This window comes from Gilvimarinus sp. 1_MG-2023, from assembly GCF_030548285.1.
Genome location: NZ_JAUOSC010000012.1, coordinates 61,152 through 85,569, shown reverse-complemented (window position 1 = coordinate 85,569; position 24,418 = coordinate 61,152). Strand labels below are relative to the sequence as shown.

Annotated in this window: 19 protein-coding genes; 7 read left to right on the top strand and 12 right to left on the bottom strand. The window is 48.4% G+C overall.

The features are described 5' to 3' along the window. Positions 1 to 63: 63 nt before the first annotated feature. The gene (locus tag Q4563_RS12945) at positions 64 to 1,074 is read right to left on the bottom strand and encodes a LacI family DNA-binding transcriptional regulator (protein WP_215974863.1); all 1,011 of its coding nucleotides are present in this window, start codon (positions 1,072 to 1,074) and stop codon (positions 64 to 66) included. Positions 1,075 to 1,369: 295 nt separating this feature from the next. Here Q4563_RS12945 and Q4563_RS12940 point away from each other — a divergent pair, with 295 nt between their 5' ends. Continuing rightward, positions 1,370 to 1,894: a hypothetical protein gene (locus tag Q4563_RS12940; RefSeq protein ID WP_303604762.1), complete on the top strand. Its 525-nt coding sequence runs from the start codon at positions 1,370 to 1,372 to the stop codon at positions 1,892 to 1,894. A 77-nt stretch (positions 1,895 to 1,971) separates the two neighbouring features. On the opposite strand, the gene Q4563_RS12935 is transcribed toward Q4563_RS12940, so the two are convergent. The 3 genes from Q4563_RS12935 to Q4563_RS12925 form a co-directional block, all read right to left on the bottom strand. Then, positions 1,972 to 3,294, bottom strand: a complete 1,323-nt coding sequence (locus Q4563_RS12935) for a hypothetical protein (protein WP_303604761.1) — start codon at positions 3,292 to 3,294, stop codon at positions 1,972 to 1,974. Positions 3,295 to 3,483: 189 nt separating this feature from the next. Next, entirely contained in the window at positions 3,484 to 4,575 is a 1,092-nt protein-coding gene (locus Q4563_RS12930; protein ID WP_303604760.1) for a bile acid:sodium symporter family protein, read from the bottom strand. Positions 4,576 to 4,859: 284 nt separating this feature from the next. Beyond that, positions 4,860 to 6,266, bottom strand: a complete 1,407-nt coding sequence (locus tag Q4563_RS12925) for a winged helix-turn-helix domain-containing protein (protein ID WP_303604759.1) — start codon at positions 6,264 to 6,266, stop codon at positions 4,860 to 4,862. Positions 6,267 to 6,481: 215 nt separating this feature from the next. Here Q4563_RS12925 and Q4563_RS12920 point away from each other — a divergent pair, with 215 nt between their 5' ends. Then, positions 6,482 to 7,609 carry an NAD-dependent epimerase/dehydratase family protein gene (locus Q4563_RS12920; protein WP_303604758.1) on the top strand — a complete coding sequence of 376 codons (1,128 nt, stop codon included), beginning with the start codon at positions 6,482 to 6,484 and terminating at the stop codon, positions 7,607 to 7,609. Positions 7,610 to 7,850: 241 nt separating this feature from the next. Here the strand turns inward: Q4563_RS12920 and Q4563_RS12915 are convergent, their stop codons facing one another. The 3 genes from Q4563_RS12915 to Q4563_RS12905 all read right to left on the bottom strand — a co-directional run bounded on the left by Q4563_RS12915 (position 7,851) and on the right by Q4563_RS12905 (position 11,670). Further along, positions 7,851 to 9,392: an MFS transporter gene (locus Q4563_RS12915; protein WP_303604757.1), complete on the bottom strand. Its 1,542-nt coding sequence runs from the start codon at positions 9,390 to 9,392 to the stop codon at positions 7,851 to 7,853. 146 nt (positions 9,393 to 9,538) lie between these two features. After that, a complete protein-coding gene (locus Q4563_RS12910) occupies positions 9,539 to 9,904 on the bottom strand; it encodes a PilZ domain-containing protein (protein ID WP_215974870.1) in 366 nt (121 codons plus the stop codon). A gap of 23 nt (positions 9,905 to 9,927) precedes the next feature. Next, positions 9,928 to 11,670, bottom strand: coding sequence for a DUF1631 family protein (locus Q4563_RS12905; RefSeq protein WP_215974871.1), 1,743 nt, complete (start codon positions 11,668 to 11,670; stop codon positions 9,928 to 9,930). Between the two features lie 310 nt (positions 11,671 to 11,980). Between Q4563_RS12905 and Q4563_RS12900 the strand changes: the two genes are divergently transcribed. The 4 genes from Q4563_RS12900 (at position 11,981) to Q4563_RS12885 (ending at position 16,282) form a co-directional block, all read left to right on the top strand. After that, complete coding sequence (locus Q4563_RS12900; protein ID WP_215974872.1) at positions 11,981 to 13,456, top strand: NarK family nitrate/nitrite MFS transporter; 1,476 nt, start codon at positions 11,981 to 11,983, stop codon at positions 13,454 to 13,456. A gap of 85 nt (positions 13,457 to 13,541) precedes the next feature. Next, positions 13,542 to 15,263, top strand: a complete 1,722-nt coding sequence (locus Q4563_RS12895) for a bifunctional protein-serine/threonine kinase/phosphatase (protein ID WP_215974939.1) — start codon at positions 13,542 to 13,544, stop codon at positions 15,261 to 15,263. Positions 15,264 to 15,504: 241 nt separating this feature from the next. Further along, positions 15,505 to 15,957, top strand: coding sequence for a hypothetical protein (locus tag Q4563_RS12890; protein ID WP_215974873.1), 453 nt, complete (start codon positions 15,505 to 15,507; stop codon positions 15,955 to 15,957). Next, positions 15,950 to 16,282 carry a hypothetical protein gene (locus tag Q4563_RS12885; RefSeq protein ID WP_303604756.1) on the top strand — a complete coding sequence of 111 codons (333 nt, stop codon included), beginning with the start codon at positions 15,950 to 15,952 and terminating at the stop codon, positions 16,280 to 16,282. Before Q4563_RS12890 ends, Q4563_RS12885 begins: the two co-directional genes overlap by 8 nt. Positions 16,283 to 16,299: 17 nt before the next feature. Here the strand turns inward: Q4563_RS12885 and Q4563_RS12880 are convergent, their stop codons facing one another. From Q4563_RS12880 to Q4563_RS12870, 3 genes are all read right to left on the bottom strand, one after another. Beyond that, a complete protein-coding gene (locus Q4563_RS12880) occupies positions 16,300 to 17,280 on the bottom strand; it encodes a leucine-rich repeat domain-containing protein (protein ID WP_303604755.1) in 981 nt (326 codons plus the stop codon). Positions 17,281 to 17,468: 188 nt separating this feature from the next. Continuing rightward, entirely contained in the window at positions 17,469 to 20,450 is a 2,982-nt protein-coding gene (locus tag Q4563_RS12875) for a TonB-dependent receptor (RefSeq protein ID WP_303604754.1), read from the bottom strand. A gap of 518 nt (positions 20,451 to 20,968) precedes the next feature. Continuing rightward, complete coding sequence (locus tag Q4563_RS12870; protein WP_303604753.1) at positions 20,969 to 21,568, bottom strand: class I SAM-dependent methyltransferase; 600 nt, start codon at positions 21,566 to 21,568, stop codon at positions 20,969 to 20,971. Between the two features lie 494 nt (positions 21,569 to 22,062). Here Q4563_RS12870 and Q4563_RS12865 point away from each other — a divergent pair, with 494 nt between their 5' ends. Then, positions 22,063 to 23,064, top strand: a complete 1,002-nt coding sequence (locus Q4563_RS12865; RefSeq protein ID WP_303604752.1) for a LacI family DNA-binding transcriptional regulator — start codon at positions 22,063 to 22,065, stop codon at positions 23,062 to 23,064. Positions 23,065 to 23,181: 117 nt separating this feature from the next. Here the strand turns inward: Q4563_RS12865 and coaD are convergent, their stop codons facing one another. Then, positions 23,182 to 23,667: a pantetheine-phosphate adenylyltransferase gene (gene coaD, locus Q4563_RS12860; RefSeq protein WP_303604751.1), complete on the bottom strand. Its 486-nt coding sequence runs from the start codon at positions 23,665 to 23,667 to the stop codon at positions 23,182 to 23,184. A gap of 93 nt (positions 23,668 to 23,760) precedes the next feature. Beyond that, on the bottom strand, positions 23,761 to 24,345 hold the full coding sequence (gene rsmD, locus Q4563_RS12855; RefSeq protein WP_303604750.1) for a 16S rRNA (guanine(966)-N(2))-methyltransferase RsmD: 585 nt from the start codon (positions 24,343 to 24,345) through the stop codon (positions 23,761 to 23,763). Positions 24,346 to 24,418: the final 73 nt, after the last annotated feature.

The window sequence follows — 24,418 nt, the reverse complement described above, 5'->3', positions numbered from 1 at the left end:
AAAAGTGACTGGAGCGAATGCGGGTAAGCCTGATCGCTCAGGGCTCGGCCGTTATTGCCTCGATTAATTGAGCTTGCGACAGGAGTCGCGTGGCACCAAGGTACAAGGGGTGGTAATACGTTGCGCGGGAGTCTCTTTTTGATTAATTAGAGTCAGCAGTAACTTAGCCGCCTCTTGGCCAATATCGTAGGGCTCTTGCTTGATAACGGTCACTGGGGTTTTAAAGAATTCCACCATGGGGATATCATCAAACCCCAGCAGTGACACATCTTGGCCAATGGCAATATTGTGCCGATTAAACACCTCTAACAGCTCGATGGTAATGGCCAAATGCTGTGAGAAAAAAGCGGTAGGAGCCACCTCGGAGCGCAACAAATCCACCGGCGACCGTGAAAAGCCGGTTTCTCTTTGCCAGTGCAAAATCAAGTCTTTTGAGTAGGCTACACCCTGGGCCTCAAGGGCCTCGCAGTAACCCTGATAGCGATCGCGGCGGGACTTCATCGCCTCGAACTCTTGGGTCACAAAGCAAATTTTGCGGTGCCCCAGATTGAGCAAGTATTCTGTGGCCTCAAAAGCGGCTTTTTTGTAATCCGACAAAATAATGTATTTTTCGGTACCATCTTGCTCTAACTGGAATTGGACAATGGGCAGCCCCTGCCCCAGCAGCTTATCGATCAGCGCCGTGTTTGCCCCGGAGGGAGCAATAACAATACCGTCGACGTTGATTTGGCTCAGGTTCTGCAGGGCCTCGGCTTCTTTTTTGGGGTCAAAATCGGTGCTGTAAATAAGCACATTGTACTGGCTGTTTTTACAGAAATCGTCGATACCGCGAATGGTGCGACTGGTGTAGAAACCCGTAACATCGCGAACGACTAAACCGATGGTTTTGGTAGTGTTGGTCTTTAAGCTGCGGGCGATGGCATTGGGCACATAGTTCAAAGCGGCGACAGACGCCTCAATACGCGCCTTAGTGTCTTTCGACATATAGTCAAATCGGCCGCTGAGAAACTGAGATACCGTACTTTTTGAGACGCCGGCGTGAGCCGCCACATCGACTAATCTTACTTTTGCCATTGTTTAATCTACTTTGAGTGTGCACTCGCCGAGGTGGGCCATAGAGCGCAACATTTTACCTGATACGCCGCCAAGCTTCCATCTTGTGATGGCTTTACCCGCCTCGACTCTTATTTGCCAAGCCGTCGCGACCGCCCCAGGCGAGGCGTGTTTACAAACCGTACAGGCCAAGGCAAACTCTCGGGGCGACTAAAACAATTAAAACAACCGGCGGCCCCTACCGCCTGCTGAGCCCGCTGACAGCTAAACGGATCAAAACAATCGTTAATTTCACTCCCGACCACAGGGTATCACTATGAAAAATGCTATCACCCCCCTATTGTTTAGCGCTGCCATTGGCATTGGCGGCTCCGCCGTAGCCGGCCAGTCCGACGTCGGCTCCGATCTCTACCAAAAACAAGAAATCACCAGCGAGTCCGTACCCGCCCAAGCGCTAGAAGAGATACAGAAACTGGCGCCGGGATTTGTCCTTAAAGAGGCGGAAAAAGAATCCAAGCACGGCAATCAATACTTAGACCTGGAAGGTGTCACCGCGGCGGGTGCCGAAATAGAGTTCGATATGCTCCTCAATGAACAGGGCCTGTGGCAGGTGGTGGAAATTCAACGCGACTTAACACTGGCTGACTGCCCAGAGCCGGTTCAGGCAGTTTACGCACAACACTTTGCAGAGCAAACCCCGCAGCGCATTATCGAAAGCAAACAGATGGACGGTGTGATTGTGTATGAATTTTACTTTGTAGAGGGCGAGAAAACCCACAAAAATGAAATCAAGCTCGATGGCGATAAAGCCACCTTACTGGAAAAAGAGTGGGCGCACTAACCGCTGTGTGAGGCATTAAAAAGGGCCGGATTTTCCGACCCTTTTTAAGTATTGGTAAATTGGTACTATTCTGCCTGCTAGCGTGAACCGATCAGGTAACCATATACCAATTCATCACCTGGCGAGTGGTACACAATTGTCAGCTCTGACTCGGTAGCCGTTCCCATAACTTTACCGGCCGCATCCCCCGTACCCTGTATTTCACTTCCCTCAAGCTGACAGCTAATATCACCCTCATTGTGGCTAATCTCGCAACTGCCATCAGCATTAATGGTGAAAGTTCCGGCCAGGTTTGTAACATCCGGACCCTGAGGATTACTATCATTTTGTGCAATCAGCTCTTGGCCCGATATGCTATAAGTTCCCGCACTCACGTTAACAGTCGCCTCCTCTGAAGCATGAAAAAACGCGGACACAGATTCACCACCGGCCATATTGGGCTTAGCAATAATGGTGAGACTATTTGCCCCCAGAGTTCCTGTCACCGTGGCAAAGTCGGTAATCAATTCCCCACTAGTAGCATCATAAGTACACGCGGCGCGGTACCCTTCGCTAGCCGACAAATAACAATTGCCATCCGACGCTAGGGTAATAATGCCTGAAACACCGTAGTACGTAGGCTCAGCCCCAGAGGCAACAATCGTTTCAGTCCCCTGTAATACATAATTCTCGGTGCCGTTCAGTTGCAATGATTGGGCAAAATGAGCTTGAGCATCATCAACACTCACCAACTCATTTACCGTTGAATCTTGCCCTGCATTAGCTATCAAGTTCACGACAGCCGCAGACGAAGCAAATGCATTAGCCGACAGAGTAAAATCTACCTGAGTAGCTACCGTTTTAGCCTCATCGGCAATCTCAATGCCATTGTCAGAATCCCCGTCTTTATCCAGGGTTAACAGCAGGCGTACAATATTTAATACTTGCTTATCGCGCGGGTCGGCTGTGCCCACTAGGTCCATCGGGGTAATAACAGACCCACCGACCACAACAGGCAATTGCAAATCACCAATAGAAAAAGTTACCGACTCTCCTGCCGCATATTGAAATTCACCATTGGGGCTGGTTTGCCCCGAGGTAGATGCAGTTTGGTAATCCAGATTTGCGACAGCGCTGTCGATAAAGACGCCCGTCAGTAAACTAGGCTCCGAACTCGAGCTGCTTTGTGAGCTCTGTGCTGATGAGGAACTGGATGAATCGACACTAGAGCTACTTTGCGAACTCTGCACCGACGAGGAGCTGGATGAATCGATACTAGAGCTTGATGATATGGAGGTTGAACTACTGGATGAGGATGTCGAGCTGCTAATAGCACCGCTCCCCTCATCAGAAGAAGAACCACCACAAGCACTTAACAAGCCCGACAAAATAACAAGAAAGCCAAAACGAACGCACTGCATAGCACTCTTTCCTTAAGTAAGTATGAGTACACATAATATTATGGCGGGCATTCCTACACAAGAGAGATCTTAACTGACTGTCAGCACTTCACACTAATTACCCTAATGCCGCTTGAGCTGCGGCCGACTTTGCCCGTTAGCCTACCTCAACGGGTAATCAAAGTACAGATTAAGCCCTTGCGCCACTCGTTATTCAGTTTGATGTTGCGGCGGCTTACCTTTCCACCACGAAGCCAGGGCCGAACCGGTAATGTTCATAAGCGGGCCAAATACTGACGGCGCCAAGCCCAGAGTTGCCACCCGACCCATTTCGCTGGCTATGCCCGAGGCCAAACCGGTATTCTGCATACCGACCTCAAAGGCGATTGAGCGACAAGACTGTTCATCCATTTTAAGCGAGCGGGCGCAGCCGTAACCAATCATGTATCCCAACACATTGTGAATAAAGGCGGCGAGAATCAACAACAAACCAATTTGTAAGAGCGCATCGCGCCCCGCCGCCGTAATGACCACAATAATCAACGCGATAGCCGCCATAGACACCAGCGGCATGGCTTTATCCAGCCACTGAGCTCGGCCGTGTAAAAAGTGGTTAAACACCAAGCCTGCAATAATCGGCAGAATGACGATTTTGGTGATCGTCCACATCATGGCCCAAGCGTCTATTTCGATATATTCACCGGCAAACGCCTTCATTAAGAATGGCGTGGTAAACGGCGACAATACTGTAGCCACAGCGGTTAAAGTTACGGAAAGTGCTAAGTTCGATTTAGAAATATAAGCCATCACATTGGAGGCCAAACCACTGGGCGCACAGCCAACCAATATCACCCCGGCGGCAATTTCCGGCGGAAAATTAAATGTGTAAGCCAAAGAAAAGCCAATAACCGGCATAATCGTTAACTGGCACAACAGGCCAATTCCTACGGCCTGCGGGGTTTTCACCACACCGGCAAAGTCTTTGACACTCATGGCCGTACCCATGCCAAACATAATCGCCTGTAACAATGGCACAATGAGTTGTTTCAGGTCAAAACTGCCAACTTGCCGAAACAACTCCGGAAAATACATCGAAGCGGTTACCGCGGTAAGAATCCATAAGGTATAAGCCCCTTGGCGCAAGACACCAAGGACACTACAGGCAATTGCCATGAATAAAGCCGCAATCACCACTGGCAATCCATTGGCAAAGGAATCAAAGAGCGTGACATAGAGAAAGAGTAAAGTTGCCGCCGCAAGTGCCGCGCCCCCCACCCAGCGGGTGATGCTTTGAGTATTCATAATAATTGTACGTTATTGTTTTATATATGATTATTACGCACCTGACAGACACAGGTGATACTTAGTGACCCTAGCCTAACACAGACTTTTACCCCATGTCAGGCTCGCCACCGACAGCCTGTTGCCACACTAACGCCATGGCCACCAAACGTATTCGCAGCCCGGACTTTTACTTTGGTTTAGAGCTGTGGCATTGTTCAGTTTGTGAGTGCCCCCATTTCTGTCGTTTCTGGGAATATGCCATTGTAATTTTCATCCTTGCAGCACAACAAGGTATATTGATATCACTGTCCCCACAAATGTTCACCAATTTTTTTCAGCTCCTTGTTATTATAAGCATTGGTAAAAATAGGGCTCATCTCGGCACCGAGTATATACGTCATATCCTGGCGCCCCTTGGTGTTCAAAATTGTCGCCAAAGCTTTTTCCTTTTCCTTCGCAATTAAATACAAATTAATTTTTTGATCAGGAGGGATATCCCCCACTAAGCTCATTAATTCAAGAGCAATAGTCGAATTGGATTGAGTGACAAACTTTCCTTGTAAATCCTGCGCTTGTGCTTTTGTTAATTTTTTCTTATTTTGGTAGTAACGTATCCAATGGGTAAGAGATAGCTCATTTGAGCCTTGGGCTTGAGCAATCATGGCTCGGATAATGTGACTGGTACGAGAAATAAAATGCTCGGCTTCCTGAGTCCGCACAAGCGCTTGCTCATAGTTACCTGCCATAAACTGTGCCCAAGCGCGCTCCCATATGTAAAGAACATGATCGGGCTGAATAGCGTAGGCCTTTTCGGCGTGAAATATCATACGATCAGTTTTCTTCAATACATAACTTGCATGTGCAGCGAGAAAGTGGCAAAGCGCACTGCAGTTGTTTTGTTCTTCCGCCCAGTTTAAGTAAACATCTACCTCACTTAAATTACGTAAATAAAATAAGTTCAACATGGCGCGGGCAATGCGAGAGTTGATGTTGCCAGGGGCAAGTTTCTCGGCAGCTTGGATATGCCTTTGTGCTCGCTGAACAATTTCATCATCAGATAGGCCCATATGACGACTCATTTTAAAAGAGTATATGTGAGCCAGCATATTATGTGCCTCAAAAAAATCAGGGTCTTGCTGTAGGGCTTGTTCTAGGTAGTCGACCGATTTAGGTAAAAGCTCTTCTCTCTTTTGCACCCACAGATGCCAGGCTTGTGTGAAAGCCGGTGGGACAGCTTTGACTTCCACAGGCCGTTTGTCAGTTTGCCAATACGCGAGCAACAATAGTACAGCTGCCAAAACAGAGCCTGATAATATTAGTCGAAGACGAGTCACTGCGTTTATTGGAGCTAAGCGCTCCGCTACTAGGTGCTCTGATGTCTCAGCATCTTCACTTTGGATAGCTTCACAGACCCCAAGCTGCCATTGATAACCAACCTTGGGGATAGTCTTCACAAAGGTCTGCTCAGAGTCCAATTCAGCAAGCGCTTTGCGCAAACGGCGAATGGCGCTGGAAATAGCCGCGTCACTGACTACTTTACCCTGCCAAATCGTCTCTACCATGCTGTGTCGACTGACGGGGATATTGGCATTTTCGATAAGCAAAAGTAACAAAGTCGCTGTTTGCTTATCGATATCTACACTCTGATCTCCTCGCACAAGCACTAATGCATTGGGTTTAAAGATAATTGTCGAAAATTGGTAATTCAAAACGCAGCCCCGATGTGTTGACCAGAAGCATAATAACAAAAAGCAGTCTCTGTGCATCTCATATCTAATCTAGCCCTCTTTAGCTCGTCTTTTTTGGAGAAAATTGAATATATAAGTGACGATGTCAGGTTTTGGTCAGATTTTTACCATGAGATTAACAAGTATTTAATCCTATGAAAGACTACATTGCAGCTACTAGAAAACAGGAGACTCGCATGAATCGACGTGACTTTATAAGAACAACAGGCCTATTAAGTACTGTCGCCATGGCACCCCATAGCCTCGGAACTAAGCTGCTCAAAGGAGAACAAAAAGAAATACTCATTCTTGGCGGAACCCGTTATACCGGTCCAGCCATCGTTGAGAAACTCCTTGCTCAAGGGCATAACATCACCTTATTCAACCGGGGCCAAACCAACCCTCAGCTCTTCCCCAAGGTTGAAAAGCTACGAGGAGATCGCTACCAACATCGAGGCAAAGGGCTGGCGGCCTTAGCAGGCAAACGCCGCTGGGATGTCATTATCGATACCTGGAATGAGAGCCCTCTATGCGTGCGTGACACTCTAAAGCTACTGGCAAAACGTTGTGAGCAATATATCTACATCTCCAGTATGGCGGTTTACCCTTATCAAGCACTGCAAGAGCGAGCCGGTATCACCGAATCTTTCCCGCTACCCGATGACACCATGCCTAGTAACTACACGATGATTGACTACGATGCAGCTAAACGCATCGCGGATAAAATGGTGAACTCTCTCTCCCACGGCTGTATCTTGCGTCCTCACTCTATTAGTGGGGCGCGCATGACACATGTATCTGACAATCAACGCTACTGGCCTGTACGCTTACAGCAAGGAGGAATTATTGCGGCTCCCGGTGACGGCGCTGACACAACTCAGTTTATCGACATGAAAGACATGGCTCGGTTTATCGCCTTGGCAATTGAGGATAAATTAAAAGGCGCCTTTAACACCTTTACCACCGAACGCTTCGATGCCTATTTATATGGCCTAAAAGCCTTAAGCGCCAAACCGAGTGAACTAATCTGGATCCCCCATGAGCACTTGGCGAAAGAAAAATTCCGCCCGTACGTTGATATACCCATGTGGGCACCCCGGCAAAAGGACCGTGGAACCTTTGCTATTTCAACGCAAAAAGCCGTTAATGCAGGCTACCAAACACGTCCTATTGCGGAAACATTTCGGGATTTACTCGTGGATTTTTATGAGCAAGAAGAGGACACCTATGACTTTGCTACGGGAAAATCTAAAGCGGGGCTGTCACGGATGATGGAGAAGGACTTATTAAAAAACTACTTTCCCAATCAACATAGGGGAAGCTAGGACACATATTTCTCAAATATCATTCGAGGAATTAGTTAAAATCCAATGCCCCATTTCCTGATTAGGAGGAATTCTTTTCAAGCTATTGAAGGGATTTACATTTAAGACAAATCAAAAGCTTAAGAGCATCTCTAATAAAACTCAGCACGCTTTAGTCTTTAACGGTATCAACATATTGTGCAGAAACGAAAAAGGGCTGAATAATCAGCCCTTTTGAATAGACGTGGATTTATCTTTAGCGTTAAGCGACTTGTGCCCTTCTCGCTTCCAAATCGGCTTCAATTTCACTCATGCGCTCAGAGCTGAGCGGGTAAACAATCAGCAATAAGACAGCGATAAAAGCAAAGACGGCCGGAATCCAACTCATTAGCAAAATCATGCCATCGGTGGTTTGCGCGATGGTGCTGGGGTCGGTGCCGACATAACCGTACGAACCCAGCACCACTAACACCAAAGCCCCGGCAAAGCCGCCGCCGGTTTTCTGAATAAAGGTGCCCGCCGAATAGAACAAGCCCGTGGCGCGTCGGCCGTGCTTCCACTCAGAGTAATCGGCAGCATCGCCCAGCATACTGAAAACCAGTACCGGCATAAATGCGGCAAAAAATTCGGCGGCACAACCGAGTACAAATAAGATTTTCACATCCCCCGCCCCTAAAAAAGAGATACAGCCGGTCAATACACCACTGATCAACAAAGAGGCAATAAATAAGGCTTTTTTCCCCACTAGACGCGAAAAGTAACCACAGACTAGCGCCGCAATAATAGAAGTAATCAACAGGGCTATAAAGTAGCGACCGGTCAGGGTTGGATCGTGAATAAAGTGTTTGAAGTAATAGGCAATCACCCCATATTTAATGCCATTAAACAGCATGGTTAAAAAGCCAAGCCCGAGAATCATTAACCAAGGTTTATTGGTTAACAAATCGATCAGGTCGCGTTGCGATGGGGTGGTTTCACTTTCTGGTTTTCTAATCAGTTTTTGCACAGCGAACCAAGTGAATGCCATAACCACGGCAAAAAACAAACCTGAGTATAGATTGCGGTAGTAAAAGAACAGGGAGATCGACAACAGCGGCACCACAATAAACGGCAGGTTGCCCAATAAATCCTTAAGTTCTTTGCCCAGCGAGCCACTGGTCTTTGTCGGCTGCACCCGCTCTTTGGTAGTAAAAAAAGTCATTAAACACAACAGCACCAAGAGCGCCGCAAACACATACATCGTTTGCTGATAACCTTTAGCCTCATCACCCTGACCAAAAAAAGCGACTAAATCTGGGGTAAAGCCCATAACTAATACACCGCCTAAAAATGCCCCTGCAAAACGGTAACCAGAAAGTACGCTGCGCTCTTCATGGCTCGGTGTCATCACGCCCATAAGGGCCGAATAAGGTACGTTATTAACAGTGTAAGCGAGGGTTAAACCTATATAGGTGAAATAAGCCCATACCAACTTCATTTCTAAGCTGACATCCGGCGCGGTGAATGACAACACCATAAACAAACCCAGCACCGGGGCTGACCACAAAACCCATGGGCGAAACTTGCCGTGCTTAGACTGAGTGCGATCGGCGATCATGCCCATCACGATATCGGTGATACCATCAGAGACGCGTACAATTAGCAAGAGTATGGCCGCTGCGGCCGCAGAAATACCTAAGGTATCGGTATAAAACACAGCCAAATAGGCCAGAGCACCGCGCCAGACTAGGTTAGCCGCGGCGTCGCCCATGGCGTAACCGCTTTTTTCCAAGAGAGAGAGCTTATGAGAAGAGGGTATCGCCACGTTTATCACCTCGGGCTTAGTCGTTTTTAATTATTAGTGCCTTCTGGGCATCTATTAGTAGAGGAGCTTAAGAGGCCTTCGGCTAAATGTACAGGCTTAAAACAGCGTTAACGATACCGAGAACCCTTTCTGGTAATGGTTGGCTATTATTGCGCCGCTAAACGCCGAGCGACCTCCTCTTTCCAGGCCTGAATGGCGGTATTATCCGACTCGAATAACGCAATCCCCACCTGATACCGGCCAACCGCCGAACGACACCACTTAACCTCACCGGTCAAGACAAAACGCACCTCTGGGTTTTGCAGCTGTATACACAACGGGTAGATATGACCTGCTGGCAAGGGACGATCTAACTCCACCTGCAAGCCATTAGCGGACAAGTCGGTAGAGCGGCTAATCACAATTTTAGCCGGCTCATTATCTTGGCCAGCTTCCAGCTCAAGGTAGACGGTTTCGGAGGCATTTAACCGATATTCTTGACGTTGATCTGGCGACGTTGTGGCGTGAGACATTTGCTATCTATCCTTTATCATTGTTATTCAGTGCGCCTTAAGCCACGCACAATATTCTCCAACCGATTTTCAAACCCTTGCTCCGGCTGATAAAAAACAGCCTTGCCCTGCAGTAAAAACTCAAGCAGCTCGTCGTATTTCAACTCGGCCACCTTAGTCCCCACCCGGTCGACAAATATATACTTACCCGTTGAGCGCAAGCTTACCGCCAATTTACAACGCACGGTTTTACCAGCTTCTGTAGGTAAATCGGCCCAGGTACCCAGGGTGAGCTGATCGATCAGGTCGCGCATGGCCTGTTCTTTAGCTTCGCGCTGTTCCGCTTCTTGCTGTTCGCGCTCTTGTCGTTCGCGTTCAATTTTCTCCTGCGCTAAGCGCTCCGCCTCAGCGCGCGCTTTGGCTTCAGCGACCTTGCGCTCTGCCTGCACTTTTGCCTTGGCCTGCTTAATCTCAAGTGCTTTACGCTCCAGCCTTTGCCGCTCCAGTTGTTTGACCTGAGCGCGGGCTTCAAGTTGTTGTTGCAACTGACCCATTCTGGCATTGACTGCCGTTAGCGCTGCCGACAAAACCGGCAGGTGGGGTATTTCATGGGCGATACCAGCATCAAAGCAAGCGGCAATCTCTGCCACTGACTTTTGCAACACTTTATGACCGTTACGGTTCACAAATAATAATTTGTCTGTGCCCGGCGCTTGCATTAAGAACTGACAACGCAAGCGCTGCTGACCATCATTAAATTCAATCCAATCCCCACTGGCAAACTGATGCTGCGCCGCTCCAGTTTGCAACTGTTTCAGGGATTCTGCATCTTCTGACTCTTGTTTTTTAGCGGCCTCCACCGTATCTATGGTCTGGCCTTTCAGCAGCGTAATCACCTGAGTCGACAAATCATCCAGATGGCTTTGGTAAACATCAGGTGTGCACACTTGATTGGCTTTGGCCGTTTCTAATTGCGATAGTAACGCTGGACCTTTTTGAAAGAATGCTTGCCGATCCTCCTCTGACTTTTCTGGGTTCAGTGCCCAGACCAGTAAGCGCAACGAACGCTCCCAAAAATTTCGCTCAGAATCGTGATCATCGCCGTTTATCAAAGCGAACTGCAAGCTTGGTAAAATGACCTCTTCGATAAACACCAGTGCTGACTCTGGCAGCATCCGTCGGGCAACCACGTGATTGTAAATATCGGTCACTTTTTGTTGCGCCGTGGCAGCCCGAATACGACCTAACTCTGAAACTTGCATGCGCTCGGCTAACATTGCTGCCTTATCCAACTCGCGGTCACCAAGTTTATTGAAGTCTTCAAGCGCTTGGGCCCAAACACTGGTGTCAGACTGCATAGCCCCACACAATAACTCGACCCGCTCGACAAATTTTCTACCGCTGGCCCCTAAGCCGTTGTACCAAGTTTGCAAATGAAAGAAGCACTGATCGAGGGCGCGGCGGTTACCGTGCAGTACAGTTAGTTGCAACGATTCATCGCTCACCACGTAAGTAAGGATACGGTTCAGTAACTGCTCTTTATATGACTGCAGATCTTCTGGTACTAAAAGGTTGTCAGCCAAGGCCTTGGCCAACCACGTGGCGTACAGCCCAGCTAAACCCGCATTGCTCCCATAGGGTAAGGCCTGATAGGCGGGCCAGATATCTTCAGCTTGATAAAAGTCATGATCGACACTGTGTAAGGCAGAGACCGTTACAGGTGCTCGCTGATTAGTCGCGAGCCCAAGCAAGGAGCGGATCTCAGTAAATTTTTGGTTATCTGTCACACACTTCTCCGCGCTCGACCATAGAATTCAATAACCCCCCGTGAACCAGTTCCGTGCACCTGTGTGTTTTTTGCACCAGCCATGCCCCCCTAAGCGCGCCCCAATATGCAACAAGGCCACCAAACACCACCAACACAAGCACCATTATATAACACTCACCTTGACCGGCCGCACAGCATAAGCTCAACGCGGCGCACCAATGCGCAGCATTGTGAGCTGGCACAACCATTGCTCTATAGCTGTTTTGCCATGTGCGGACACACATCACCGCAATGACAGTTTGCCCAATTTACCCGATGGATTTCGCGCAATGAACTCACAAAAGTTAAATTTAGTCGATCTTACCAAGGCCAATATCAGGCTTTTACACCTTACGTGGTTTGCCTTTTTTCTCACCTTTGTCGTTTGGTTTTCCCATGCGCCGTTGAAACCATTGATAATGGAAGCCTTCGATATGAGCATAGCTCAATGGAAGGCATTATTGATACTCAATGTGGCGTTAACCATTCCCGCCCGGATAATTATCGGCATACTGGTCGATAAATTCGGCCCGCGTATTGTGTACACTCTATTGCTCGCGGCCGGTGGTCTTATGTGCCTGGCCTTCGCCAGTGCTCAAAGTTACGAACAATTGGCCCTGTTCCGTTTTTTGCTAGGCTTTGTCGGCGCCGGCTTTGTTATTGGCATTCGACTGGTTGGGGAGTGGTTCCCTGCGCGCAATGTCGGCTTAGCCGAAGGCGTTTACGGTGGCTGGGGTAATTTCGGCTCCGCAGCAGCAGCTTTCACACTGCCTACGGTAGCGCTAATGTTTGGTGGCGAAGATGGCTGGCGCTATGCGATTGCCTGTACCGGCTTAATGGCATTGGCCTACTCAGTGGTCTTTTATTTGCGAGCGCGCAACACCCCCAAAGGCTCAACCTACTTTAAGCCCAAGAAAACCGGCGGCCTGGAAGTTACCAGCAAACAAGACTTCTATTTTTATCTGGCCATGAACCTGCCGATGTATATTATCTTAGCCGTTCTGGCCTGGAAGTTGTCCCCCGCAGGGGTCGGCTTACTGAGTCAAACCATGACTTATGTTATGTACTTATTATTAGCGGTGCTGTGCGGCTATCAGTTCAGCCAGATTTACAAGGTCAATAAAGAGTTGTTGCAAGGTGGCGCGGTAGCCGAGCACGACAAGTACAAATTTAAGCAAGTGGCCATTTTAGACTGGGCTTATTTTGTGACTTTCGGCTCTGAGCTGGCGGTCGTATCAATGCTGCCCGCCTTTTTCTTAGAGACCTTTGAGGGTATGTCACTGGCAGCAGCAGGGGCCTTGGGCGCCGCTTACGCCTTTATGAACTTAGTGGCTCGCCCTGGTGGTGGCTACATCAGCGATAAATTTGGCCGTCGACTATCCATGTCGATTTTTATTATCGGCCTTACTATTGGTTACTTCACTTTGTCACAAGTCAGCGGTAGCTGGCCGATTCCCCTGGCGGTTGCAGCAGTCATGTTTTGCTCGTTCTTTGTACAAGCCGGTGAAGGCGCCGTATTTGCCATGGTACCACTGGTGAAGCGACGCATGACCGGGCAAATTGCCGGTATGGCTGGCGCATTTGGCAATGTGGGTGCCGTAACATTTTTAACGGTTTACAGCTTTGTCGATGCCAGTACCTTCTTTATGGTCATTGGCGGCTCGGCGCTGATTATTTTTCTGATCGTGCAGTTTTTAGAAGAGCCGGCCGGGCACATGCACGAAGTCAACGATGATGGTTCAATCACTCAGATCGAACTTACCTAATATTAAAAACCATAATGCCGGCGCGTTTGCGCTGGCTTGGGGACGCGCTATGATGACAGGCAACGATAATTCTAATAGCGCGCCTATGGAACATTTACAGTCCTCTCTGGCAGTCAGCTTTGCTCAAATCAGTGCGGCTGGCCGCAAAGATGAAAATCAAGATACCGTCGGGGCTCGTTTCCCCGAGGGCGCCGCGTTAGCAACTAAAGGCATCGCTCTGGCCATTGCCGACGGGGTGAGCAGCTCCCAATCAGCCAAGCAAGCCAGTCAAACCGCGATCACAGGTTTTTTGGCCGACTACTACGCCACCCCCGACACCTGGCGTACCGGACAGTCGGCCAATCGTGTGATTCAATCGCTCAATCGATACCTTTGGAGCCAAAGCCAGAACAGTGTTCGACAAGAAGGCCATCTAACCACGCTGTCGCTGCTGATTATAAAAGGCGATAAGATGTTCACCTTTCACATCGGTGACAGCCGCATTTACCGATACCGCCACGGCAGCTTAGAGCAACTAACACGGGACCACAGTCAGCGTGTTGACCACAGCACTACTTACTTAACGCGCGCACTGGGAGCTGATTTATCCCTGGAAGTGGATATGCAATCTCACGAGATTGAGCGCGGCGACATCTACCTGCTCAGTACCGATGGACTGCACGATGTCATCAGTGCGCGCGACTTGGCGCAGCATATCGAGCAGACACCTAACCTCGACACCCTTGTTCAAGCCCTGCACGACACAGCGTTTGCCAATGGTTCACAAGATAATATCAGTGTACAGGCAGCACGAATCGATGACGTGGGCAGGCCCAGTGAAAGTGACGCTATTACTGTTTTATCGCGTCTGCCCTTCCCCCCGATACTGGACGTTGGCCAAAGTCTTGACGGCTTAACGGTGGAAAAAATTCTGCACGAATCTGAGCGCAGCCAGGTTTACTTAGTAAAGCGGGCCGATGGCACTTTATTAGTAATGAAAACCCCGTCTCCCAATTATCAAGACGATGCCGCGTTTATTGAGCGCTTTGTGCGCGAGTCCTGGATTGGCTCACGACTCAACAACCGCCAAGTAGTGCGAGTAGTCGAGCCCAGCCAAACACGCACCTGCCTGTATTATTTAACCGAATATATTCCCGGCCCCACCCTCGGGGAGCTGATTCACCAGCGGGCGCCTTTCGCCGTGGCCGATGCCATTGAACTTGCCGAACAACTGGTTACCGGCGTGCGTGCCCTGCACCGTAAAGACACCCTGCATCAAGATTTAAAACCCGACAATATTGTTATGGGACGCTGGGGAGCCTGCTTGATTGATTTTGGTTCTTGCTGGGTTGCCGGCATTGAAGAGATGGCCTCACCCATTGCCGCCGACAAGGTGCTGGGGACACTGGATTATTCCGCGCCCGAGTACCGTTACGGTGGCCTCACCGGCCCGCGCTCGGACCAGTTCTCTCTCGCTGTTTTAGTCTATGAAATGCTAACCGGAAAACACCCTTATGGTGACGCCTACGGCAAAGCCATGTCGTTAGTACAATTTCAAAAGCTTACTTACCGGTCCGCCCTACAATTTAACCCCCTTGTTCCTGTCTGGCTAGACCGAGCTTTGGAAAAATCTCTTTATATACAACCCGCGCAGCGCTACGAAGCACTTTCTGAATGGTTGCGTGATATCAAACGCCCCAACCCTAACTGGCTGACCGCCAAGCACAAGCCCTTAATTGAAAGACACCCGGAGCGTGTTTGGAAAGTCGCGGCATTAGCGGGCTGGGCAATGGCGATTGCAGCATTAGTTTTTATTGCAACAAAATAAGATATTGACCTGCGGTAAGTATTAGATCTTTTTGCAACTGCCGAGCATAATTAGTTACATTTTTCGGGGTTAACGCTACCCATAATTTGATAATGCTTATAATTTGACCTGGCTCGCTAACAACTTGCCACACAGATGAATCAATGTCATTATTTTCATAATAATCAGGAAAATCGGTAGCAGAAGCTTGCTAGAACTTACACAGTCGACAACTCTAGAATAATTAAAATAAGGAATGATTATGTACATCTGGAAAACTGCCGCTCTCTCTAAAGACATTAAAAACCATAATGTCAATCAAAACGAATGGCGTAAATACTACTTAGCAGCTTCAATATTTGTGACAATTGCCATTTATCTCACTGCATTGACACCTCACGCTAGCCTAATGGCGGTTTTGATTGAAGCGATTGTAATGATCGGAATTCTTATTTTTGGGGTAAGTTTTACTTACCATTCTAATAAAGGTGACGATGGTACTGATTATATAGCAAGAATGACGGCCCTAGCACTTCCTATCTCGGTCAAAGCATTTGTCATCTCTTTAGCCTTTGGCGTCATCATTGGAGTATTGAGCCAAGCTCTATCAATCTCTGCAAGCTCCTTTGACTGGCTGATGCTTGTCTTTGGGTCAATAATACAGGTTTGTATTTTTTGGCGCCTTAACGAACACATAAAATTTATTAATGCGTAGCAGACACGTTAGATTTCTAACACTTTGGGTATTGCTCGCGCCGGTACTCAGCGCATGCGATAAAGACACCACCTTATACACCTCTGGCGATAAGCCAGAGCTGGTAATGATTGCCATCAATAATAGCGGCGAAGTATTTACTTCAATACACAAGGAATCATTGAGTATCGAGGCGTTGTCTACCGAGATAGCGCGATTATTAAACAACGACACTGATTACAGATTTGTGATTCAGTCAGATATAGGCGGCTCGGCTTATAAAGACAGCGTTATACAATCTTTAACAAACAGCGGCGTTAAAATAGACTATATCGCCGCCCCATAAAACCGCCTTTAACCTGATTATTCTTTCACGATTACGGTATAGCTTTTTTCAAAATCCTCAGGTTTAACAAAATAGCCGCCCTGTACCACAACACCACTACCTTCTTGCCATTTCACTTCAGAGCCATCAATTGTAGATTCAGGCAGAGCAAACCCTTCAAATCCTTCGTTAATTTTGAAAACCTCTTCGCCAATATATTTAAGACTCGCAGGCAATTCCACCTGAGTTAAGCGATTGGCGAGAAAGGATTTATAGCCAATAGACTCTAACCCCTCCGGTAATTCGATACTGGTTAAGCGATTATCGCGAAAAGCACTATCCTCAATAACTTTAAGGCCGGCCGGCAAGTCTACGTGGGTGAGAAAATTCACATTAAACGCACTGTGCTCAATGGTTGTCAGCCCAGCGGGAAAATCAACCTGGATAATACGGTTATTCTGAAAAGAAAACTCGCCAATAGAAGTCGCCCCCGACGGTAAATCAACGACAATCAAACTGTTGTCGCGAAAAGCACTATCGCCTACAGCGGTTAGTCCATCCGGCCAAGTCACTTCAACAACACTATTCGTGGCAAAAGCCCAATCAGCAATACGGGTAATTCCCGCGGGAAAATCCACATGGGTTATGCCGTTAAACTCAAATGCTCCCTCTCCGATAGTGGTAAGACTATCGGGCAAATCCACCTCGGTTAAACGATTATTCTGAAAGGCAAAGTTGCCAATAGAGGTTAACTCTGCAGGGAGCTTCACACTGGCTAAACCTTTAGCTTGAAAAACTCTATCGCCAATCCCAGTGATTTTCTGGTCATCCAATGTACCGGCAATAACAATATTTGGCCGATAATTTTCACCGGCTTGATCGGTCAACGTAGAGGCGGTAATAACACCACGGACAACCGTCACGTCAGCATCGGTGAGGCTATAATGTTTTTGTTCTTTAGCATCAACGGCAAGCGAAACAAATATCACCGCACTCAACAGTACTTTAAAAATTTTCATACTCTATAGTTCCCAAACACATTCTGAGTAATAGCAGACAGCTTTGGAGCCAAATTTATAATAAGTGGCTCAAAAACACTATGCCGTACTGGATACGGCATAGTGTCCACGAACATCCAATAAGATTTGTACACAACCTAAGCGTCTGCATTGATCATTTAAAACATTAACGCAGTAACACTAAAGGCCTACCAACGATAACTAGCACCAACGGTCACACGACGATCAGTAAGACCTTGGAAGCACAACAATGCGCCTTCATTAACACAAGACTGCTCCACTTTAGACTCCGTTAAATTGACCGCTTCAATACCTATATTGAGCTGGTCAGTTACATCGTAACTCACGCTAGCATTAAGCTGACCGCGGTCTTCTTGTACTACCGGAAAGCCCCACGGGTAGTTAAAGGTGCTACCGAAGTCCTCTGAGCGATATGCTTCACGCCAGGTATAACGCATACGAGCCGACAGCCCGTATTTTTCATAGTAGAGCGTAAAGTTATAGGCATTCTCAGACAGGTCTATCAACTGCTGTTTTGCGGAAACGTCTATATCATCGTTGCCCGTTGATGCTGCAAAGATTGCGCTGGCACGGCTTGTCGCTGTATCAACAGCCTCGCCGCCAGAAAATTCCTGAAAGGTGTAGTTTGCCAATATACCGAACCCTGACGCCCAACCAAGCTGATCCTCAAATCCTGCTAGGTCGTACTGTATTGCCAACTCAACCCCTTCCTGAGTTGTCTCACCAGTGTCGTTGATAGTAGTGGCCCATGGCACACATACACCGACACCTACAGGGCCAAATACGTTGATATCCGCGATAGGATTCCAGATCCCCCCCTCTTCACACTCAGGCCCGACAATATCCCGGTAACCAGTTTCTGGATCTTCGTAGGGGTTATTTTGCTGACCTACATGCAAATCTTTACGGGTTTTATGGAAGTAGCCGATGCTTAATACACTTGCTTCAGCAAAGTACCATTCAGCAGAAATATCGAACGAGGTAACCTCTTCTGGAGTCAGCCCCGGATTTCCCACCGCCACAGAAGTGTTAGGGCTCAGCGGGTAAGTCACTGACGTTGAGAGGTCGTTAAAGTCCGGACGACGGATGTCTTTACCCCAACCCGCCCGCAGTACGACTTCATCAGTCAGGTCAGCCACAATGTTAAGTCTGGGCAGCAAGAAGTCGTAATCGCGAACAGTCGTAACGAGTGAAACCGTCGGATTTCCATCACCATCGGTTGTGGTCGAGTTTCCGGTTGAGGCAACTTCCGTTTCCAGATAACGCAGACCGATATTACCGCGAATATAGTTAGTAGAAAAATTGGCCTGTGCGTAAAGTGCGTTGGTAGTTTCTTCGATATCAAAGAAGGCATCGACTTCCGAGGTTGGTGCGGTAACTGGTATTGAGCCGCCATGAGCGGTTACGGCATCATTGAGCAAACTCAACACGTTATCCTGATCGGCAGCGATCATATCTGGGTTGATCATAAGGAAGTCTTGTACAAACAAATCCCGCCCGTCAGCATCGCCAAAGTTATCAGGGCCGGCGGTAAGCAACTCAGCGAAAAGATCGCCTGTTGGGCTGTCGTCGTAGTTGCGCAAGCTGACGTTAGCACGGATCTGATCCGTCATACTGGTGGCTTTACTGTAGCGATAGCCAAAATCCAGCGTGGTGAATACAGACCAGTCAAGGTTGTATTCGAAATCGGTACGGAACGCATCTTCTGTGTTTTCGGTGAGATCCCGCGCGGTGTCTACCGAACGCAGCATATAGTTAGCCGGGTTCATCATATCTTCAGCGCTGGGAGCATTAGCCTCATCGAATGCAATGTCAAAAGCCAAGGATCCACCTGTTAAATCATACACAAACGGAGTTCCGTTTTCATTGGATGAATTAACCGCTGCATTAGGATTTATGAAGTTAAGCGTTGTGTTAATTTGAGGTTTGGTCGACTCCGATCTCGAGGATGACAACTCTACGGTGGTCTTTAAGTTTTCACCACTCCAATCACCGCCGAGCCTAAAAATTTCACTCTTAGTAACACGCGAGATGGTATCTCCGGCAAAACGTAAGTTCGGATCGGCCCCTCCGTCTTCAACAGGAATAACACCCTTGATTGCCGCCTGAATACTGCCAAGGTCTTGACCACCTAAAGAGCCAAAGTCTACAGTTTCGAATTCACTAGGCACCGACACGCCAATCAGATCACTGACGCCCGACGCTTGCACGGCGACACTTTCTGAGTATCGCTCTTGATCATTGACGATACTGTCAAAATACAAACGCATATCATCATTGGGTTCCCACTCAAGTGAGCCGGAAAAATTTACGGTTTCATATTCGAAATTATCGTAATCTTGATTTAAGAATTGTATGCCAAGAAAATCGAAATCTTGCGCATTGGCGGTGCCGCCATCGGAGGTGACAACATGATCCCGGTCTACGCGCGGTCGGAATGCAGTAACATCTTGCTCAGCATAGCTACCACTAATCACAACACCAAAGTTACCAGCACTTGTCTCCCAGTTGTCGCCATAGGTACCAGAGAAACGTGGCGTCATACCATCATCAGAGAGGCTGCTTGACTCCCCTTGAATTCTAACCGCCGCCAGAGTTTCATTTAGCTCAAGCGGGCGAATGGTTCTTAAATTTATAGTGCCACCAACAGAGCCTTCAATCGTTTTTGCATCGGGCGCTTTTGTGACCTCAACCGCTGAAATAATACTGGCTGACACATCATCAAAACTGATGCCGCTTCGCCCGGCACCCGAGCCCACAGTCGATACGCCGTTAATCTCGGTTCGGTTAGCATTGGTGCCACGTATTTGAACACCGGTACCCACACCGGCGGTTCGGGTAATCTGGATACCGGAAACATTTTCCAGCACCTCGGCTAAATTCTGATCGGGTAATTTACCGATATCAACCGCTTGAATCACCTCAACTAAATTATTCGACTCGCGCTTTTCGGCGAGCGCATTGGTTAACGAGCTTCGCATCCCGGTAACCACAACCTCTTCAATCTTACCGTCTGCTTGCGAGCTTTGGCTCTCTTGAGCGATTGCAGTTGGCGCTGTTAAAACAGCAACTAAAGCCGTACTACAAATCAAGGCTTGGGATCTATGGCTTTGCAGTACCTTATTGATTTTATTTAATTTAATTTTCATAAACTCCCCTTTTACGGCGTGGTGCCGTATTGGTTTTTATATAAATAATTGGCTTTCATCCATGGCAACCCTATAAATCGATTTACTAAAACGTTCTACTAAATCGATTTATCAGACAAATTAACAGCTTGGGAGTTAAAGTCAAGGCCATTTTTCAGCCAAATAATTGTATATATAAATCGACAAAGGAAGATCAATAGGCATGAAGAACATGCTTCAACACCCACAAAGAAGGCCACCGAGGAAGATATGGAGCGCTCAAACCACTGACATTTCAGTCCTTATTCAGGGCCACGACGGCTCAGGCCAAAACGAATCGGGAGATAAAATGGAAGCTCCAGCAGGAGTAAACAGGATGGTCGAACAATACTTGGACGACTGGTGAAAACGTATTAAAAGCTGGGAATCGAGGCTTTCACCACTATTATAGGGCGACTCAAAATATCTAAGTTATGGAACTGAAGACAAACACCTATAAGATAAACACCTTCGTTTTTACCCTTATCAACGTACGCCTTTTAGGCTTTTTGTACGATAATGTATGCATGAAATTCTGGGTGTTGATCAAATTCAAGATGCTTGCATATGCACCCAAGCTCCATTAATACAGATAAGAAGCCGCTCGTGCCCAAGGTTGAATAGTAGACCTCCGGGCCCATAAAACTGTCCGTGTGATCATCAGGCTCGTCCGTTCCTCCGAAAGAGAAGATAAACACCCCGCCTTTGTTTAAACTCTCGACGATTTTGGTAAGAACACGTCTCTGCTCATTCAATGGAATATGCCAAAGACTATCCCACGCTGTAATAAAATCGTATTTTCGAGGTATAGCCCACGTACAAATATCTTTATGGTAAAAGGTAAGTTCTGGATGCTTCTTTTGGGCCAGAGCAATTTTCTTTGCAGATATATCCACCCCTTCTGGGGTAAAGCCTTCAGCCAATAACAAATCGATAAATCTGCCCGTACAGCCACACCCAATATCCAACGCCGTACCGGTGGTTTTAACAAAAGAAACAGCCTTCTTGTGAGGTTCTATACCATTTAAAAGATTAAACTTCTCACTCTGCCATAAGTGCGTGATTTGATCGTAGGCCTTGCCAATATCAACCGGATTCATAACGTCCCTTACAGCCTGTCACAAAAATCAAACGAACATCATCTAGGTGATGTTACTAAAATGGGGGCAAGTTCACAGTCGTACAGCAGCTCATTTTTACCGTCCGAACGTTAAACTCTCTTGAATATTCCCATGCTTTACATGGGTTTGTATAGTTCAGCACTTTCACCTCCAGATGCCTGACCTAATGTACCCACTAAAGTGAGGCAAGCTCAGGTTTATTTCAGTGGGTCAGCTTGTATAAAGAAGGTTAATGCACTGAAAACGCCCACAAGCTAGCCTGAATTTTGCGCATGAGCGACTTGGTTACCTTTTGCAGTAAAAAGCACCTACTCCAAAAGTCGAAATCTTATTTTCATCCCAGCGATAATATGTTGCCGAGAAAGCCAGATGGTTGAGGCCCGGCGTATAAACCTAAGAGCCACCAAGGCCAACCCACTCCCACCAGTATGCTAATATCCCACCACACCAACAAAAAACCAAACGAGCCTGCCGTGTCCAACATTCGAGATGTAGCCAAAGAAGCTGGGGTTTCCGTCGCGACGGTTTCGCGTGCGCTTAGTGACCCCCATAAAGTGTCGCAGGCTCGGTTGGACAAAGTGCATGCGGCCATTGAGCGGGTGGGCTACCGGCCGAATATGCTGGCACGCAGCTTTCGTTCAGCGAAAAGCCATACCATAGTGGTTTTAGTACCCAACATCACCAACCCGTTTTCAGCGCAAATTGTGCGGGCAATCGAAGAGCGCGCCCAACAAAAAGGCTATGCGGTTTTGTTGGGCAACACCCACGGCCTGCCCGAGCGAGAGAAAGCCTATGTGCAGCGGGTAGAAACGCGTATGGCCGATGGCGTTATTCAATTGCATCCCGATAACCCAAGCTCACCTCTCGCCATTGGCGAGGACATACCTTATGTCAAAGTGTCTGACTGCGAAGCCAGCTCCGGACCGCGAGTGCGAATCGACAACCGCGGCGCAGCGCGCTCTGTGGTGGAGTATTTAATTTCCCTCGGTCACCGCCGAATTGGGGTTATTTCCGGCCCTAGCACAAACCCTCACACCAAAGACCGCTTAGCGGGTTTTTATGAGGCGCTAGCGGTCGCTGGCATAGAGCACGATCACGCATTACTTGCCGAAGGGGATTACACCGCTTGGTCGGGTCTCAACAGCGCCAAGCAGTTTTGCCACATGACGCCACTGCCAACAGCGGTGTTTTGTATGAATGATGAAATGGCAATTGGGGCGATCCAAACCTTTAAAGCGCAAGGGCTAAAAGTGCCGGAAGATATTTCGGTAACTGGGTTTGATGATATTAGCTATGCGCGCTATTGCGACCCGAGTTTAACTACGGTGACTCAACCGGCAGATGAAATGGGCCGCTTGGCGATGGATATACTGTTGCGTTTGCTCGACGGGCAAGAGCTGGTACAACAAGAAAATGTATTACCGGCGGAATTTGTGATTCGTAAAAGCACCACGGTTCCTGCCAACAAGCCTTAACCTTTTATCACCTAACGAACTTTACTTAATCTCGTTTTTTCCTCTCAGCTGGCAAGCTTTCGCTGCTGCCAGCTCAATATATTTATTAAGACAAGCCGGCCGAGCCAGCACGAGACGCTAGCGGCGCCCCTGGAATTTAGATTTAAGTGCCAGCTCAACCTCGGGGGTGACAAACTTACTGACATCACCACCCAAGGCGGCGATTTCGCGCACAATGGAAGAGGAGATATAAGAGAGGTGCTCCGCCGGAGTTAAAAATAAACTTTCCATTTCCGGGTCCAGGGCCCGATTCATATTGGCCAGCTGAAATTCGTATTCAAAATCCGACACCGCACGCAAACCCCGCAATACGCCATGGGCACCCTGGTCGTTAACGAATTCCACCAACAAGTTATCAAAACCACACACCTCGACATTATCCAAGTGCGCCAGCGTCTCTTGCGCTAGCGCCACCCGAGCTTCCAGATCAAACAAAGGTTGCTTTCGGGTACTGGCTGCCACAGCGACGACGACATGATCAAACAGGCGGCAAGCGCGCTCTACCAGATCTTTGTGGCCATTGGTGATCGGGTCAAACGTGCCCGGGTAGACGACCTTGCGCATAGCATTATTCTCAATTGGGGTTTTAAGGGGCGGATACTACAAAAATCATCAGCGCGTTACCAGCCCGACCACTCGCCGGGTGGTTATTCAGTCTTATAGCACCCGAAACAAAGCATAGCAGACCCGGCCCGCCTGCTTTTGCCGGTGCACTTGCCAATTAACTGGCACCTGATAACGCGCCTCAAGCGGAGATTCAATGTACACCCAAGCCTCTGACGCCAGCCAAGGGGCTAACGCGTCAATGCAGCTTTGCCACAAATCGGCGGCAAAGGGTGGGTCGAGAAACACCACATCGAAGGGCTCTTTAGGTGCTTGGGCCAGCGCGGCCAAGGTGTCGCCTCGGCGCAAGTGTGCCTCGGGCGCCTGCAATAGCTGCAAAGACTCGGCGATGGCTTTGGCCGCCGCGGGGTGCTGTTCCCACAACTCCACCAAACTGGCCCCGCGCGAGAGCGACTCCAGCCCCAACGCGCCGGTACCGGCGAATAAATCCAGGCAGCGCGAACCCGGCAACCAAGGCGCCAACCAATTAAACAGTGTTTCGCGAATGCGATCCCCAGTGGGGCGCAGCCCGTCCACATCGGCCACGGGTAGCTTGCGGCCGCGGTGACGACCGCCAATAATGCGCAAAACTTGCGGCTTTACGATGGTTTTTTTTGCTCTTGCCCGCGATTTGGACACAACGGTCTCTCCCTACTCCTGAGAAGTGGTAGGATAGCGCCTTTGTTGATTCTCCATAAGGGTTACCTGCACC

What these genes read in the sequence shown, in the direction of transcription:
- Q4563_RS12910 (WP_215974870.1), bottom strand. Translation starts at nt 9,904, where the DNA reads ATGTCTCACGCCACAACGTCGCCAGATCAACGTCAAGAATATCGGTTA.
- Q4563_RS12900 (WP_215974872.1), top strand. Translation starts at nt 11,981, where the DNA reads ATGAACTCACAAAAGTTAAATTTAGTCGATCTTACCAAGGCCAATATC.
- Q4563_RS12940 (WP_303604762.1), top strand. Translation starts at nt 1,370, where the DNA reads ATGAAAAATGCTATCACCCCCCTATTGTTTAGCGCTGCCATTGGCATT.
- Q4563_RS12885 (WP_303604756.1), top strand. Translation starts at nt 15,950, where the DNA reads ATGCGTAGCAGACACGTTAGATTTCTAACACTTTGGGTATTGCTCGCG.
- Q4563_RS12890 (WP_215974873.1), top strand. Translation starts at nt 15,505, where the DNA reads ATGTACATCTGGAAAACTGCCGCTCTCTCTAAAGACATTAAAAACCAT.
- Q4563_RS12875 (WP_303604754.1), bottom strand. Translation starts at nt 20,450, where the DNA reads ATGAAAATTAAATTAAATAAAATCAATAAGGTACTGCAAAGCCATAGA.
- Q4563_RS12870 (WP_303604753.1), bottom strand. Translation starts at nt 21,568, where the DNA reads ATGAATCCGGTTGATATTGGCAAGGCCTACGATCAAATCACGCACTTA.
- Q4563_RS12920 (WP_303604758.1), top strand. Translation starts at nt 6,482, where the DNA reads ATGAATCGACGTGACTTTATAAGAACAACAGGCCTATTAAGTACTGTC.
- Q4563_RS12945 (WP_215974863.1), bottom strand. Translation starts at nt 1,074, where the DNA reads ATGGCAAAAGTAAGATTAGTCGATGTGGCGGCTCACGCCGGCGTCTCA.
- Q4563_RS12880 (WP_303604755.1), bottom strand. Translation starts at nt 17,280, where the DNA reads ATGAAAATTTTTAAAGTACTGTTGAGTGCGGTGATATTTGTTTCGCTT.
- Q4563_RS12895 (WP_215974939.1), top strand. Translation starts at nt 13,542, where the DNA reads ATGGAACATTTACAGTCCTCTCTGGCAGTCAGCTTTGCTCAAATCAGT.
- Q4563_RS12930 (WP_303604760.1), bottom strand. Translation starts at nt 4,575, where the DNA reads ATGAATACTCAAAGCATCACCCGCTGGGTGGGGGGCGCGGCACTTGCG.
- Q4563_RS12935 (WP_303604761.1), bottom strand. Translation starts at nt 3,294, where the DNA reads ATGCAGTGCGTTCGTTTTGGCTTTCTTGTTATTTTGTCGGGCTTGTTA.
- coaD (WP_303604751.1), bottom strand. Translation starts at nt 23,667, where the DNA reads ATGCGCAAGGTCGTCTACCCGGGCACGTTTGACCCGATCACCAATGGC.